Source organism: Streptomyces rapamycinicus NRRL 5491 (genome assembly GCF_024298965.1).
GTDB lineage: Bacteria > Actinomycetota > Actinomycetes > Streptomycetales > Streptomycetaceae > Streptomyces > Streptomyces rapamycinicus.
The window spans coordinates 10,985,120-11,000,370 of sequence record NZ_CP085193.1; the positions used below are offsets into that span (position 1 = coordinate 10,985,120).

A 15,251-nucleotide genomic window follows, 5' to 3' on the forward strand; every position below is an offset into this window, starting at 1 on the left:
CCGCTCACCCGCGCTCGGGCGCGGGTGAGCGGCGGACCAGGGGAGCGGGGAGGTCAGTCGGCGCCGAACTCCATCGCGGCGCGGTCGAGCAGCTTGTCCTGCCCGGACACCTGCCCGTCCGAGGCGATCGCCTCGGAGGCGCCCTGCGGCATCGCGCCGATCAGCCCGGTGGAGGCCGCCTGCGCGGCGCCGATCAGCGCCGGATGCGAGCTGCCGACCATGCCGAGACCGGCGTACTGCTCCAGCTTGGCGCGCGAGTCGGCGATGTCGAGGTTGCGCATGGTCAGCTGGCCGATCCGGTCCACGGGACCGAAGGCGGAATCCTCGGTCCGCTCCATGGAGAGCTTCTCCGGGTGGTAGCTGAACGCCGGTCCGGAGGTGTCCAGGATGGAGTAGTCCTCACCGCGCCGCAGCCGCAGGGTCACCTCGCCGGTGATCGCCGCGCCGACCCAGCGCTGCAGCGACTCGCGCACCATCAGCGCCTGCGGGTCCAGCCAGCGGCCCTCGTACATGAGCCGACCGAGGCGGCGCCCCTCGGTGTGGTAGGTGGCGACGGTGTCCTCGTTGTGGATCGCGTTGACCAGGCGCTCGTAGGCCGCGTGCAGCAGCGCCATGCCCGGTGCCTCGTAGATGCCCCGGCTCTTGGCCTCGATCACGCGGTTCTCGATCTGGTCGGACATGCCCATGCCGTGGCGGCCGCCGATGGCGTTGGCCTCCAGCACCAGATCGACGGCGGAGGCGAACTCCTTGCCGTTGATCGTCACCGGGCGGCCCTGCTCGAACCCGATCGTGACGTCCTCGGCCGCTATCTCGACCGACGGGTCCCAGAACCGGACGCCCATGATCGGCTGGACGATCTCGATACCGGTGTCGAGGTGCTCGAGCGACTTGGCCTCATGGGTGGCGCCCCAGATGTTGGCGTCGGTGGAGTACGCCTTCTCCGTGCTGTCCCGGTAGGGCAGGTCATGGGCGAGCAGCCACTCCGACATCTCCTTGCGGCCGCCGAGCTCGCTGACGAAGTCGGCGTCCAGCCACGGCTTGTAGATCCGCAGGGAGGGGTTGGCCAGCAGGCCGTAGCGGTAGAACCGCTCGATGTCGTTGCCCTTGAAGGTGGAGCCGTCGCCCCAGATCTGCACATTGTCCTCGAGCATGGCGCGCACCAGCAGGGTGCCGGTGACCGCCCGCCCGAGCGGGGTGGTGTTGAAGTAGCTGCGGCCGCCGGAGCGGATGTGGAACGCCCCGCAGGCGAGGGCCGCGAGCCCCTCCTCCACCAGGGCCGCCCGGCAGTCCACCAGACGGGCGACCTCCGCGCCGTACGTCGTGGCGCGCCCGGGGACCGAGGCGATGTCGGGCTCGTCGTACTGGCCGATGTCGGCGGTGTAGGTGCAGGGCACCGCGCCCTTGTCGCGCATCCACGCGACCGCTACCGAGGTGTCGAGGCCGCCGGAGAAGGCGATCCCGACGCGTTCGCCGACAGGGAGGGAGGTGAGTACTTTGGACACAGCAGGAGTATGCAGTCTTCCGCATGATCATGCAAGCGTCGCTGGTGATGACCTTGATCCACACCTCGCTCCCCGGCGCGAAGATGGGGGTCACGAGGAGGTCAGATACGCCTCCACCTCACTGACCTGGGCCGCCGGCCAGCCGGTGTTGCCGGTGACGTTGAGCCTCAGGTACCGCACATTGGTGCTGTCGGGCAGGGCGACGGTGACCTTGTTGCCGGACGCCGGGTCGAAGCGGTAGCCCTGCGAGCCCACCACCGTCGAGTACGCGGAGCCGTCGGCGCTGCCCAGCGGGCGCCCCACACCGACGAGGGCGGCAGCTTCAGCACCAGCCGGCGGACCGCCTGGCCGGAGCCGAGGTCCACGGTCAGGGCCTGCGGAAAGGCGTTGTTGACCGACTCCCAGTAGGTGTTCGCGTCGCCGTCGACCGCCTTGCCGGGGGTGTAGACGTCTTGGGAGCCGGTCGCGGTGGCCGGGCGGCCCTTGGCGAGGTTGCGGCCCGGCTCGGGATCCGGGTTGCCCTGGCCGGGCTGGGGCCAGCTGGCACAGTCCGACCAGCTGCTGCTCCAGCCGGAGTTGCCGCCGCCGTCGGTGAGGCTGAAGGTGCCCGAACCGGCGGGGTACGGGCAGTTGTAGACGCCCGCCGCGCCGACGCTGGACGCCGTGACGTCGCTGAACTTCGCCGCGCCCTGCGCCTCGGCCTGGACGACGACCGTTCCGGGGTTGTTGACGGTCGCGCCGGACACATTGACGTTCTTGACCGCGTAGCCCCTGCCGCCGCCGGAGACGAACTCGAAGGCGCTGTACGGGCTGTCGGTGATGGTCGTGTTGGTGATGTTGACGGTGGCCTCGATCGCGCTGTCGTAGGAGTCGACGCGCAGGGCCCCCATCGGGTGGTTCCAGTTGGGGTTCATGGCGCCCGCGCGGACCAGCGTGTTGCCGTCGACCGTGATCGTGCCCGCCAGCGGGTGGAACGGGTCCATGAACTTCTGGTTGGAGATGGCGATACCGCTGCCCAGGGCGTTGGTGTCGGAGATCAGGTTGTTCTTGACCGTGATGTCCGTACCGCCGTAGATCGCGATGCCATTGGCGAGGTTCGGCTGCGAGATGGTGTTGCTCTCGAAGCTGCTGTTGGTGTCCGGCGAGTTCAGTGACCACATGGCGAGCGCGTCATCGCCCTGGTTGCGCAGGAAGTTGTTCCGCACGCGTACGTTCTTCGCGGTGCCGTTGAGGTTGAGGCCGTCGGCCGTCATGTCCAGGAAGCGGTTGTTCTCGACCACCAGGTTGTCGTTGTTGCCCATCAGCCACAGACCGACCTTCAGGTGCTGCAGCCACATCCCGGACACGCTGGAGCCCGGGCCGAGCGAGCCGTTGACGAAGTTGTCGGGGTTGGAGTCGACGCGCTCGGTGACCTCGCCGATGACCGCGAAGTCCTTGATGTGCACGTTGCCGGAGGAGCTGGACTGGTCGATGAACCGCGAGGTGTGCACCACCGAGTGCCAGCCGCCGGCGCCCTGGAGGGTGACGTTGTGGACGCCGTTCAGCGAGGAGGTGAGCTTGTAGTCACCCGGCGGGATCCAGACCACTCCGCCCTGGGCGGCGGCGATGGCGTCCCGGAACGCCTGGGTGGAGTCGCCCTGCCCGCTGGGGTCGGCGCCCTTGGCGGTGACGGACACCGAACCGGCGGGCTGGGAGGCGGCCGACGCGACCTGCTCGAAGTCGGCCACGTCCACGGTGACCTGGGTGTTCGCCGCCTCAAAGGCGATCTTGTCACCTGCCTGGACGTGTCGGCCGAGCAGCACCCGGGCGTTGTCGTAGAGGTGGTGGGTCTTCGACCCCGCGATCCAGCCGGTGTCCACGTACGAGTACTTGGAGGTGACCGCGATGGTCTTGGCCAGCTTGGTGCCGTTGACATAGACGTTCAGCGTGCCCGACTGGCCGTCGGGCACGCTGTAGGCCACGTTCACCGCGTTGGCCGCGCGTGGTGCGGTGAACTCCACGCGCTGCCCGGAGGCGAGGCGGACGGCCTGGCGCCCGGACGCCTCGGAGGCGAGCGTGCCCTGGGTGAAGTCGGGACCGATCTTCGTCCCCGTGGTGGTGGCCGACTCGGCCTCGGCCGAGGTGAACGGCAGGGAGGCGCCCGCGGCCGCGTGTGCCGCCGTGGGGGTCAGGGTCACGAGCGTGCCGGCCGCGAGGGCGACGGCCACGCCGATCGCCGACAGGCGTTTGGTGGATGCCGATGCGGTACTGCTGCGGTGCATGTGCTGATCCCTTCATGGTGGGGGTGGTGGGATAGCGCGGTGCGGGGGTGGCGGTTCAGCGGAGCAGCCAGGCCGCCGTGTCCCGCGGAAGGCGGCCCCGGTCGTCCAGCGGGCCGCTGCTGAGCAGCAGCCGGGAGGTGCCGTCCAGTTCGGCGGGGGTGTCCGCGAGATTGACCACGCAGACCAGACCGTCCGTACGGGCGAAGGCCAGCACACCGTCGGCCGAGGGGAGCCAGGTCAGCGGCCCGTCGCCGAAACCGGGGGTGGCGCGGCGGACGCGGATCGCCGCGCGGTAGAGGCCGAGCATCGAGCCCGGGTCCTCCGTCTGCAGATCGGCCGCGTACGCCGCCCAGTGTGCGGGCTGCGGCAGCCACGGCTCCTCGCGCGAGCCGAAACCGGCGTACGGCCGCTCCGCCGCCCACGGCAGCGGCACCCGGCAGCCGTCCCGGCCCGGGTCGGTGCCACCGGAGCGGAAGTGCATCGGGTCCTGGATGCGGTCGCGGGGGATGTCGGCCTCGGGCAGGCCCAGTTCCTCGCCCTGGTAGACGTAGACCGCGCCGGGCAGGGCCAGCGACAGCAGGGCGGCGGCCCGCGCCCGCCGGGTGCCGAGGGCGAGGTCGGTGGGGGTGCCGAAGACCTTGGTGGCGAAGTCGAAACCGGTGTCCTCGCGCCCGTAGCGGGTGACCGTGCGGGTCACATCGTGGTTGCACAGCACCCAGGTGGCCGGAGCGCCCACCGGAGCGTGTTCGGCGAGCGTCTCGTCGATCGACGTCCGCAGCCGCCGGGCGTCCCAGGGGCAGGCCAGAAAGGAGAAGTTGAAGGCGGTGTGCAGCTCGTCGGGGCGCAGATAGCGGGCGAAGCGCTCGCTGTCGGGCAGCCACACCTCGCCGACGAACACACCGCCGTACTCGTCGGCCACACCGCGCCAGGAGCGGTAGATGTCATGGAGCTCATCGAGGTCGACGTACGGATGGGGATCGCGGCCCTCGACGAAGTCGGGCAGCCGGGGATCCTTGGCCAGCAGGGCGGCCGAGTCGATGCGCACCCCCGCGACACCCCGCTCGAACCAGAAGCGCAGGATGTCCTCGTGTTCCTGGCGTACGGCCGGGTGGGCCCAGTTGAGGTCCGGCTGCTCGGGGGCGAACAGATGCAGATACCAGTGGCCGCCCGGCAGCCGGGTCCACGCCGGCCCGCCGAACTCCGACGTCCAGTCGTTGGGCGGCAGTTCACCGTGGTCGCCGCGGCCCGGGCGGACGTGGAAGAGCTCGCGTTCGGCGCCGCCCGCGAGGGCTCCACGCCACCAGGGGTGCTGGTCGGAGACGTGGTTCGGCACGATGTCGACGATGGTGCGGATGCCCAGCTCGCGGGCCTCGGCAATGAGCTTCTCCGCCTCGGCCAGGGTGCCGAAGGCCGGGTCGATGGCGCGGTAGTCGGCGACGTCGTAGCCGCCGTCCTTCATGGGCGACTGGTACCAGGGGCTGAACCACAGCGCGTCGACGCCGAGTTCGGCGAGGTACGGCAGCCTGGCGCGGACGCCCGAGAGGTCGCCGGTGCCATCGCCGTCCCCGTCGGCGAAGCTGCGTACGTACACCTGGTAGATGACGGCGGAGCGCCACCAGTCGTTCGGTGTCCGGGCAGGGGTGGGCTGGGCCACGGTGGGAGCCTTTCTGTCGAGAAGGGGGCGGTGTCAGCCCTTCGTGCTGCCCGCGCTGATCCCGGCGATGATGTGCCGCTGGAAGACGAGGAACAGCGCGACCATCGGGATGCTGGCGATGACCATCGCGGCGATCAGCACCGTCAGCTGGATGTTCTGCGACAGCTGGACGAGTGCCACGCTGATCGGCTGCTTGCCGGTGTCGGAGAAGACCATCAGCGGCCACAGGAAGTCCTGCCACACCGCCACCAGCGCGAAGATCGACACAACGCCGAGCACCGGACGCGACATGGGCAGCACGATCGACCACAGGGTGCGCAGCTTTCCGGCGCCGTCGATCTCGGCGGCCTCCAGGACATCGCGCGGGATCTGGTCGAAGAACCGCTTGAGGAGATAGAGGTTGAAGGCGTTGGCGACGGCCGGCAGCCAGATCGCGAGCGGGTCGTTGAGCAGGCTGGTGTGGATCAGCGGCAGGTCGGCGACGGTCAGGTACTTCGGCACGACCAGCGCCTGGGCCGGGACCATCAGCGTGGCCAGGATGCCACCGAGGATCACCTTGCCGAAGGCGGGCTTCAGCCTGGACAGGGCGTAGGCGGCGGCCGTGCAGAAGACCAGCTGGAACAGCCAGGCCCCGGCCGCCTGGACCACCGTGTTCCACAGGTGCTGCGGAAGCTGCATCAGGTCCCAGGCGTCGCCGTAGCCGCTGAGGTGCCACTCCTTCGGAGCGAGGGTGGGCGGGGTCCGCGCCACCTCGTCCGGCGACTTCATCGCACCGGTCACCATCCAGTAGACGGGGAAGAGGAAGGCGATGGCGAACAGCACCACCACGGCGGTGAAGACCGTCCAGTAGACGGCCCGGCCACGGGGACGGGTCAGGGTGGCGGGGGAGACGAGGGTCCGGGTGCTCATGCGTCGTCCTCCCCGGAGCGGGTGAGCCGCAGATAGAGGGCGGAGAAGGCGCCGAGCAGCACCAGCAGCATCACGCTCAGCGCGCAGGCGCCACCGAAGTCGTTGTAGAGGAAGGCGTACTTGTAGATCAGGTAGAGAACGGTGACCGTGGCGTCCTCCGGGCCACCACCGGTGATCACGAACGGCTCGGTGAAGACCTGCATCGTCGCGATGATCTGCAGCAGCATCAGCATGAGGATCACGAACCGTGTCTGGGGGATCGTGACGTGGCGGATGCGCTGCAGCAGGCTCGCACCGTCCAGTTCGGCCGCCTCGTACAGCTCACCGGGGATGGACTGCAGCGCCGCCAGGTAAATCAGGACGGTGCCGCCCATATTGGCCCAGGTGGCCACGGCGACGAGGGAGATCAGGGCGGTGTCGGCGCCGTTGGACCAGTTCGAGGTGGGCAGGTGCAGGAAGCGCAGCGCCTCGTTGGCCAGCCCGGCGCCCGGGTCGTAGAACCACTTCCACAGCAGGGCGCTGACCACCGGCGGGATCATCACCGGCAGATAGACCACGACCCTGAAGAACGCCTTGGCGTGCCGGAGTTCATTGAGCACGAGGGCGAGCAGGAACGGGATCGCGAAGCCGATGAGCAGCGCCAGCAGGGTGAAGGTGAGGGTGTTCCGCCAGGCCGCGGTGAACTCCGGATCGTGCAGTACGCGGGTGAAGTTGGCGGTGCCGACCCATTCGGGGGACGACCCTGGCGTGTACTTCTGGAAGGCGATCACGACCGCACGGACCGCCGGATACCAGGAGAACAGCGCGAAGCAGATCAGGCCGCCGAGGAGGAAGCCATAGGCCCGGACCTGATCGGTGAGACGGCGCCGCCCCCGACCCCCCGCCGGGGGCGGCGCCTGCACGGGGTGGACGGCGATCGCCTCGGCGGGCGGCCGCGCAGCGGTCTTGGTCATCGGGTCAGCCCCGGGCCAGAATGCTGTCGATCTTGCCGGAGGCTTCCTTCAGGAGCTGGTCGACATCGGCGTCCTTCTTGGTGAGGACGGCGGAGACGGCCCCGTCGAGCACGGAGTAGATCTGCTGGGCGTGCGGCGGCTCGATCTTCATCCGCAGCTTCTGGTTGCCGTCGAGGAAGGTCTGGTAGTTGCCCACGGGAACATTGGCGTTGGCCTTCTTGATCCGCTGGTCCCTGGCGTCGGCGGCGCCGGTGAACAGCCGCGGCTCGGGCAGGCCCACCGGGGCGTTTTGCTTCTTGGCGCGCACGTAGTCGCCGAGGAAGCCCTTGCCCGGGGTGAGGAACATGTGGTCCAGCCACTTGAGACCGGCCCGGATCTGGGCGGGCGTGTCCTTCTTCTGGAACATATAGCCGTCGCCGCCGATGAGCGTGCCCTTGCCGCCGGGCATGGGGGCGATGGCGAGGTCCTTGTAGTTGCCGCCCTTCTCCTTCACCAGGATCGGGAGGTTGTCGGGCGCGGCCAGGTACATGCCCAGCTTGCCGGAGCCCATCAGCTGCTGGGCGTCGTTGATGACCAGGAGCTGTTTGCTGCCCATCGAGTCGTCCACCCAGCGCATGTCGTGCAGGTTCCGCAGGACGGTCCGCGCCTCGGGGGTGTCGATGGTGGCCTTCTCGCCGTCCGCGCTGACGACGTCGCCGCCCTGTGAGTACAGCTCGGCCGTGAAGTGCCAGCCGCCCTGGTTCTGGGCGCTGTAGTCCGCGTAGCCGACCGTGCCACCGCCCAGCTCGGCGATCCTCTTGGCGTCGGCGCGGACCTCCTCCCAGGTCATCGGCGGTTTGTCGGGGTCGAGTCCGGCCTTCTCGAAGAGCTTGCGGTTGTAGATCAGACCCATCGAGTAGCCGGTGCGCGGGATGCCGTAGATCTTGCCGTCGACCGTGTAGATGTCGCGCAGCTGCTTCTGGAGGGTGGAGTAGCTCTTCAACTCCTTGACGTACGGGGTGAGATCCGCCGCCTGGTTGATGTCGACCACATGTCCGGCGTCGGTGAAGTACGTGTAGAAGACGTTCTCCATCTGGCCCCCGGCCAGCTTGGCGTCGAACGTCTTCGGGTCCTGGCACGGGAACGCGTCATGCGCGACGACGTCGATGTCCGGGTTCTGCTTCTCGAAGGAGGCGATGTCCTCCTCGAAGAACCTGCGGTCGACCTCGGCGCTCTTGGGCGGCATGCAGTTGACCGTGATACGCGTCTTTCCGCCCGCCGAGCCGTCGCCCGACCCGCCGCAGGCGGTGAGGGCGAGGGAGAACGTGCTGAGCGCGATGAGAGTACGACGGAACCCGGTGCTTCTCATGGGTGGACCCCTCTGTACAGGAGCAGGGAAGCCCCACGGCCGCGAGCGGGGCGCACACAACCGTGAGTGCGCCGCACACTCAAGCACCGACGACATCGGCCCGCAAGATGTCGCGTAGATTCTGTAATTATTCAACTGCACTGCGAATGGGGTGGATTGAGCCTGCCTACCGCCTCTCGGCCGCCCTTTTGATCACCCCTCGACGGCCCTCCGCCCGCTCACTCCCGTGGCGCCTGTGCGGTGGAGCCGCGCACCACCAGCTCCGGCTCGAACAACAGCTCCTCGGCGGGTACGGCCACCCCGCCGATCCGCGCGTTCAGCACCTCCACCGCCGCCCTGCCCATGGCCTCGATGGGCTGGCGGACGGTGGTCAGCGGCGGCTCGGTGCAGTTCATGAACGCGGAGTCGTCGTAGCCGACCACGGACACCCGCGACGGCACGCCGAACCCCTTGCGGCGCGCGGCTCGTATCGCGCCCAGGGCCAGCGGGTCGCTGGCGCAGATGATGCCCGTGACACCCCGGTCGATCAGCCGGGAGGCCGCGGCGTGGCCGCCCTCGATCGAGAAGATCGCCCGAGCCACGAACTCATCCGGAAGGTGACCGGCGATCGCCCGCGCGGCGGCCAGCTTGCGCGCCGACGGCATGTGGTCGGCGGGCCCGAGCACCAGCCCGATCCGCTCGTGGCCGAGGGAGGCCAGATGCCGCCACGCCTGCTCCACGGCCACGGCGTCGTCGCAGGAGACAGCCGGGAAGCCGAGGTGTTCGATGGCCGCGTTGACCAGCACCACCGGGATGTTGCGCTCGGCGAGCTGCCGGTAGTGGTCATGCTCCGCGTCGGCCTGCGCGTACAGCCCGCCCGCGAACACCACTCCGGAGACCTGCTGTTGGAGCAGCAGGGCCACGTAATCGGCCTCGGAGACCCCGCCCTTGGTCTGTGTGCACAGCACCGGAGTCAGTCCAAGCTGGGCCAGTGCCCCGCCGATGACCTCGGCGAACGCCGGGAAGATGGGGTTCTGCAGCTCGGGCAGCACCAACCCCACCAGCCGGGCCCGGTCGCCCCGCAGCTGCGTGGGCCGCTCATAGCCGAGGACGTCCAGCGCGGACAGCACCGCCTGCCGGGTGGCTTCGGAGACCCCGGGCTTGCCGTTGAGGACCCGGCTGACCGTGGCCTCGCTGACTCCGACCTTCTTCGCCACTTCAGCAAGTCGTCGCGTCATGCACGCAAGCGTAGCGCAAGCACTGCAAGTGGCTTGCGTAAAAGGGGTGCAGAACCTGTGGCGCCGGCGGCGGCTCCCGGCTCGGAGTGCAAATCGCCGCGCCGCCGCCGACCCGCGGATCGGGCGGGCGGGTGAGTTCGCAGAGGTCGGCAATTCGCCCTATTTGCCGCCCCAAAAGTATGGGTTGACAGCGGATCAGCGAACGATCTAGGTTCCCTTCGAGGGGGCTCGTTGGACGGGGGACGGGGACTGCAGTGAGTGTTTCGGAGTTGCAAACCTCCGGGATTGCCGCCTTGGGCTGCGCGGAATACGACCACTCGGCGCTGCGTGGCGGATTCATCGGCAATATCGACGCCGACCACACAGTCGATGCCGGTCCTACGACCCGCGCCGAGGGTGGGCGCCGGCAGTCGGCGGAGTGCACCGTATTCGAGCCCCTCGACGCCCCCGGCTCCCTCGGCGCTGCGGGATCCACGCTCCAAGAACACTTCGCTTCCGATCCCTATTCTCGGGTTTGCCGCCGAATGTAATCCCGGCCGTACTGCCGTCTGAGAAGCGTTTGCGCCATCGTTTGGCAAGCGACAGCACCAGCGTAATAACCGCGAAAAGCAATTTCCATCAGTCGTCGGGGAAGGCTGTGTTGTGGGGAATTCAGGCGCATCCAAATCCCGTGGTCTCAGCGCGGCCATGAGCAATCTCTTCGAGCGGACCAGGAGAAACGAATCCACCGGCATTGTGCCGGTCGACCGGGGCCGGGAGCTGAGGGCGTCGTTCGCCCAGCAACGGCTGTGGTTTCTGGACCAGTTGGAACCCGGCAACGCTTCGTACAACCTCCCCTTCGCCGTGCGGGTGCGCGGCCGCTTGGACATCTCTCATCTCTCCCGGGCCCTTTCGCTCGTGGTCGCCCGGCACGAGGCGCTGCGCACCACCTTCGGCGAGACCGGCGGTCAGCCGGTGCAGCGGATCGAGCCTCCCGCCCCCGTCCCGGTGCGCCTCGAACCGGTGCCCGGCGGCTCGGAGGAGGAGCGGCTGGCAGAGGTCCGGCGGCTGGCCGGGGCCGAGATCACCGAGCCCTTCGACCTGAGCACCGGGCCCCTGCTGCGAGCCAAGGCGCTGCGACTGGACGAACAGGACCACGTCCTGCTGCTGACGGTGCACCATGTGGCGACGGACGCCTGGTCACAGGGCATTGTGGTGCGTGAGCTGTCCGTCGCGTACGCGGCGCTCGACGCCGGGCGCGAGCCCGTACTGCCCCCGCTGCCCGTGCAGTACGCGGACTACGCGGAGTGGGAGCGCGACTGGCTGTCCGGCCCGACCCTGCGCCGCCAGGTGGACTACTGGACGAAGCGGCTCGACGGCATGGCGCCCGCGCTGGAGCTGCCCACCGACCGGCCCAGGCCCTCGATCGCCCGCCAGGAGGGCGACGCGGTGCGCTGGGAGCTGCCGCCCGAACTGATCCGGTCGGCCCGCCGGCTGGGCGCCGGTGAGAACGCGACCCTCTATATGACCCTGCTGGCCGCGTTCCAGCTGGTACTGGGCCGGTACGTGGACAGCGACGACATCACGGTGGGCACCCCCGTGGCCAACCGGGGCCGCGCCGAGGTCGAAGGGCTCATCGGGTTCTTCGTCAACACCGTGGTGCTGCGGACCGACCTGTCCGGCGACCCCACCTTCCGCCAACTGCTGGGCCGGGTCCGCGACATGGCGGCCGGTGCCTTCGCCCATGGCGACCTGCCCTTCGAGTATCTGGTGGAGCAGGTGCACCCCGAGCGGGACCTGTCGCGGAACCCGCTGGTCCAGGTGCTCTTCCAGATGATCAACGTACCGGCGGAGCGGCTCGAGCTGCCCGGCGCGCGGACCGAGCCCTACGACCACGGCGGCATCCTCACGCGAATGGATCTGGAGGTCCATCTCGTCGAGACCGGGGACGGGGTTCTGGGACACATCGTCTTCAGCAAGGCCCTGTTCAACGCGAGCACCATCGAACGGCTGCTGCACCACGTCACCGTCGTCCTTCGGGGCGTCCTCGCCGAGCCGGACCGGCGCCTCTCCGAGATCTCGCTGCTCGACGAGGCGGAGCGGACGAAGGTCCTGGAGGAGTTCAACACGACCGCGGGCCCCGTACCCGCCGGATCCCTGCCCGGGCTCTTCACCGCCCAGGCCGAGCGCCGCCCCGACGCGGTGGCCGTGATCAGCGGTGAGGACCGGGCGACCTACGCCGAGCTGGATCAGCGGGCGAACCAGCTCGCCCATCTGCTGGAGGGCCGGGGGGTCGGCCCCGAGACCCTGGTCGGGCTCTGCGTCGATCGCGGCATCGAGATGATCGTGGGGATCCTCGCGATCCTCAAGCTCGGAGCGGCCTATGTGCCGATCGATCCCAACCACCCCCGAGACCGCGTCCAGTTCGTCCTGGCCGACTCCGGAGTGACCGTCGCCGTCACCCAGCAGCGCTTCACCAGCCTGCTCGAAACCCCGGAGGCAACCAGGACGCCCGACGCGTCCGGTACGGCCGGGATCCGGCTCATCCTGCTCGACGCCGAGCGTGAACCGCTCGCCGGGCAGCCCCGGACCCCGCCCATGGCACGGCCCAGCGCCCAGAACCTCGCCTACGTCATTTACACCTCCGGTTCCACCGGAGTCCCCAAGGGCATCCTCATGCCCGCCACCTGTGTGCTCAACCTGGTGGCCTGGCAGAAGCGGGCCCTGCCGATCGGTCCCGACGCCAAGACCGCACAGTTCGCCACGCTGACCTTCGACATCTCATTGCAGGAGATCTTCTCCGCGCTGCTGTACGGCGAGACGATCGTCGTCCCCGGCGAGGAACTGCGCATGGACCCCGTCGAGTTCGCCGACTGGGTCCACGCCCACGAGATCGACCAGCTCTTCGTCCCGAACGTGATGCTGCGGGCGATCTCCGAGGAGGTGGATCCGCACGGCACCGAGCTGGCCGCACTGCGCCACCTCTCACAGGCCGGCGAACCCCTCTCCCTCCACCACGATCTGCGCGAGCTGTGCGCCCGCCGCCCCGAGCTGCGGCTGCACAACCACTACGGTCCCAGCGAAGCCCACGTGGTGACGTCGTACTCGCTCCCCGCCGAGGTGGCCGAATGGCCGCTCACCGCACCCATCGGCCGCCCGATCGGCAACACCCGGGTGTATGTGGTCGACCGGCGGCTCCGGCCCGTCCCGGTGGGGGTGCCAGGTGAGCTGTGCGTGGCCGGAGCGGGGCTGGCCAGAGGCTATCTCGGCCGCCCGGACCTGACCGCTTCCCGGTTCGTGGCGGACCCGTTCCGCGGCGACGGATCGCGTATGTACCGCTCCGGCGACCTCGTGCGCTGGCTGCCCGACGGCAACCTGGAATTCCTCGGCCGGATCGATGACCAGGTGAAAATACGCGGCTTCCGGATCGAACCGGGCGAGATCGAGGCGCTCCTCGCCCGGCACCAGGACGTTCTGCACACGGCCGTGATGGTGCGCGAGGACACCCCCGGCGACAAGAGGCTGGTGGCCTATCTGGTGGCCGATGCCACCGCCGCGGACCGGCACGGCCGGCTGACCGAGAGCCTCCGCCGGCACGTCGAGTCCGCGGTGCCCGAATACATGGTGCCCTCCGCGTTCGTCCTGCTGGACACCATGCCCCTCACCTCCGGCGGCAAGATCGACCGGAAGGCGCTGCCCGCCCCTGATCTGCGCACCGTTCTCGAGGTCGGCTACGTCGCCCCCCGCACCCCCGAGGAAGAGGCCGTCTGCCGGGTTTACTCGGATCTGCTCGGCGCCACCAAGGTCGGCATCGACGACGACTTCTTCGCACTGGGCGGCCATTCCCTCATCGCCACCAGGGTGGTCGCCAGGCTCCGGTCCGCCCTCGGTATCGCCGTACCGCTGAAGACCGTCTTCCAGCAGCGCACCCCCCGAGAGCTGGCGGCCACGCTCACCGCCGCGGCCCGCTCCGGCCCCGAAGCCGAGCTGCCGCCACTGGTACCCACACGGCGCGACCAGCCCGTCCCCCTCACCTTCGCACAGCAGCAGACGGACCTCTTCTTCGACGATGTCCTGAACGCCGGGCACTGGAACATCCCCATGGCGGTGCGGGTGTCGGGCGAACTGGACCTCGACTGTCTGCGACGGTCGATGGACCTGCTGATCGACCGCCACGAGGCCCTGCGCACCACCTTCGTGCGGGAAGCCGACGGATACGTCCAGGTGATCCGGCCGAGCGCGCCGGTCCAGCTGGAGGTGGCCGAGGCGCACGACGAGACCGAAGCCTCGGTCCTGGCCGGCCAGGAGGCGGCCCGCCCCTTCGACCTCACCCGCGGCCCGCTGGCGAGACTGCGCGTTCTGCGGCTGTCCGAGTCCGACCATGTGCTGGTGCTCACCCTTCACCACCTGGTCACCGACGGCTGGTCCCAGGGAGTGCTGGTTCGCGATCTGTCCATCGTGTACGCGGCACTGCTACATGGCACCGAACCCGAGCTGCCACCCGTGCCCGTCCAGTACGCCGATCTCGCGAGCTGGGAGCGGAAGTGGTTGCGCGGTCCGCAGCTGCAACGCCAACTCGACTTCTGGAAGCGGCATTTCGAGGGCATGGCCCCCGCCGAACTGCCCACCGACCGGCCCCGCGCCGGGTCGGCCCGCTACGAGAGCGACATCTTCCACTGGCGACTGCCGAAGGACGCCGTCGAGACCGCCCGGCGGCTGGGCGAATCGTCCAACGCCACCTTGTACATGACGCTGCTGACCGCCCTGAAGGTGGTCATGTCCGCCCGCTCGGACAACCAGGACGTCATCGTCGGTGTGCCCACTGCCAACCGTGGCCGGGACGAACTGGAGAACACGGTGGGCCTCGTCTCCAAGATGCTCGCGCTGCGCACCGAAGTGTCCGGCGCCACGGAGTTCGGCACGCTGCTGACCAGGGTGCGCGATGCGATGTCCGACGCCCATGCACACCAGGACGTGCCCTTCGTTTCCGTTCTCAAGCACATCGGTGACCACATCGCTGAGCCCGCCGCTGAGCCCGCCGCTGACCCCGCCGGTGACCCCGCCGGTGACACCGTCGGCGGCCGGACCGGGACGCGGCTGTCGGACGATCCGCCGGTGAAGGTGATCTTTCAGATCGTCAACACTCCGCCGCGGCCACTCCGGCTCACCGGACTGACGGCCGAGCCGTTCCTGATGACTCACCCGCCGGTGACCGTCAACGTGGACATGGAGATCGACCTGTACGAGAGCGTGGAGGACGGCGGCCTCGCCGGCACCGTGCTGTTCAGCAAGTCCCTCTTCGACCGCGCCACGATCGAGCGGTTCTGCGACGACGTGGCGGCGGTCGTCTCCGCGGCCGCCACGGATCCCGGACGGCCGGTCTCACAGGTGTGGCAGGGCCGAGGCCGCGACCAGTGAACGATCCCGC

General features: G+C 69.2%; 7 protein-coding genes and 1 pseudogene. 1 reads left to right on the plus strand and 7 read right to left on the minus strand.

The window, feature by feature from the left end:
- Positions 1–53: 53 nt before the first annotated feature.
- The 7 genes and pseudogenes from argG to LIV37_RS45800 all read right to left on the minus strand — a co-directional run bounded on the left by argG (position 54) and on the right by LIV37_RS45800 (position 9,844).
- Complete coding sequence (gene argG / locus LIV37_RS45770; RefSeq protein WP_020873882.1) at positions 54–1,502, minus strand: argininosuccinate synthase; 1,449 nt, start codon at positions 1,500–1,502, stop codon at positions 54–56.
- Positions 1,503–1,592: 90 nt separating this feature from the next.
- Positions 1,593–3,763, minus strand: a pseudogene (locus tag LIV37_RS45775) (discoidin domain-containing protein).
- A gap of 55 nt (positions 3,764–3,818) precedes the next feature.
- Positions 3,819–5,417 (minus strand): glycoside hydrolase family 13 protein, encoded by a 1,599-nt coding sequence (locus LIV37_RS45780; RefSeq protein WP_020873883.1) that lies wholly within the window; start codon positions 5,415–5,417, stop codon positions 3,819–3,821.
- 33 nt (positions 5,418–5,450) lie between these two features.
- Positions 5,451–6,326: a carbohydrate ABC transporter permease gene (locus LIV37_RS45785; protein WP_020873884.1), complete on the minus strand. Its 876-nt coding sequence runs from the start codon at positions 6,324–6,326 to the stop codon at positions 5,451–5,453.
- The gene (locus tag LIV37_RS45790; RefSeq protein ID WP_020873885.1) at positions 6,323–7,279 is read right to left on the minus strand and encodes a carbohydrate ABC transporter permease; all 957 of its coding nucleotides are present in this window, start codon (positions 7,277–7,279) and stop codon (positions 6,323–6,325) included. The genes LIV37_RS45785 and LIV37_RS45790 overlap by 4 nt, the downstream gene beginning before the upstream one ends.
- Positions 7,280–7,283: 4 nt before the next feature.
- A complete protein-coding gene (locus LIV37_RS45795) occupies positions 7,284–8,627 on the minus strand; it encodes an ABC transporter substrate-binding protein (RefSeq protein ID WP_020873886.1) in 1,344 nt (447 codons plus the stop codon).
- 218 nt (positions 8,628–8,845) lie between these two features.
- Positions 8,846–9,844, minus strand: a complete 999-nt coding sequence (locus tag LIV37_RS45800) for a LacI family DNA-binding transcriptional regulator (RefSeq protein ID WP_338060251.1) — start codon at positions 9,842–9,844, stop codon at positions 8,846–8,848.
- A 687-nt stretch (positions 9,845–10,531) separates the two neighbouring features.
- Here LIV37_RS45800 and LIV37_RS45805 point away from each other — a divergent pair.
- The gene (locus tag LIV37_RS45805; RefSeq protein ID WP_121826595.1) at positions 10,532–15,241 is read left to right on the plus strand and encodes a non-ribosomal peptide synthetase; all 4,710 of its coding nucleotides are present in this window, start codon (positions 10,532–10,534) and stop codon (positions 15,239–15,241) included.
- Positions 15,242–15,251 lie beyond the last annotated feature (10 nt).